Source organism: Peptidiphaga sp., assembly GCF_057238965.1.
On the sequence record NZ_DBHHEV010000106.1, the window covers coordinates 6174 to 7306 of the forward strand.

General features: G+C 62.9%; 1 protein-coding gene. It reads right to left on the minus strand.

What is annotated here, in order from left to right; all coding sequences use genetic code 11:
• Positions 1-144 precede the first annotated feature (144 nt).
• Positions 145-1133 (minus strand): crotonobetainyl-CoA dehydrogenase (gene caiA / locus ACO48X_RS10150; protein ID WP_485001971.1); only part of this gene is annotated, 989 nt, incomplete at its 5' end.

Genomic DNA, 1133 nt, shown 5'->3' on the forward strand with positions numbered 1-1133 from the left:
GGAGCGGCGATCTCGACCGCCGAATAGAGGACCCTGACGTCGTCCAGCGGGCCGAACGACGGCTTTGTCGTTTCCATGTCTAACCTTTCTGTTCGTTGTGCTCGGCCTGTTTGCTTTTCCTGGGCCTGCCTGTCCCGGCTCCGCTCAGCGGTAGTTCTTGAGCGCAGCGCGGCCGGCCGTGAGGATCATCATCTCGTCGGTTCCTCCGGAGACCCTGTCCACGCGCAAATCCCTGAAGAAGCGCTGGACTCGGTGATCGCCGGTGATTCCGACGCCGGCAAGGATCTGGAGGGCGTCGTCGACCACCTCGAAAGCCGCGTGCGAACAGTAGTATTTGGCCATCGAGCAGTCGCCGCGGCCGAGCTTGCCGACGTCGTGCTTCCAAGCGATCTCGAAAAGCATGTTGCGCATATTCGTCAGGCGCACCTGCATGTCGGCGAACTTCAACTGGATGAGCTGGCGGCGCGCGATCGCCTGGCCGCCCTGGACGCGCTGATTGGCGTACTTGGCGGCGTCTTCGAAGGCGCAGTAGGCCTGGCCGTAGTTCGTCAGGGCCACGAGGAATCGCTCGAGGTCGAAGTCCGCGACGCCGCGCATGAAGCCGTTGCCTTCCGAGCCGAAGAGGTCCGACTCTTCGAGTTCGACGTCGTCGAAGTAGACCTCGGCGCATGAATCCATTCGGAGCCCGAGCTTGTGCAGGGGTTCTTTTGTAATGCCCGGCTTGCTCATGTCGACGAGCCATTCGGTGTAGACGTCCATGTCGTCGGCGTTGCGGGCCATCGCCACCAGGTATGGAACGCGCATACCGGACGTCTGGAAAGTCTTGTGCCCGTTGAGATAGACCTTGCCGTCGCGCCGCGTGTACGTCGTGCGCATGTCGTTCCAGGACGATCCCGCGCTCGGCTCGGTCATCGCGTAGTTGAGGACCTGCTCGCCCGTGCCGAGATAGGAAAAGATTTTCTCCCGCTGCTCGTCGGTGCCCTCGCGTACGACCGTTTCAAGGCCGGGCAGCTGGTAAAGGATGTACGTGGGGCCGCCGAGGCGGCCGAGCACCTCGTACACGGCGGCCAGCGTGACCAAGTCGAGGCCGAGTCCGTCGTGCTCCTCGGGAAGGAGGATGCGGTCGAATCCGA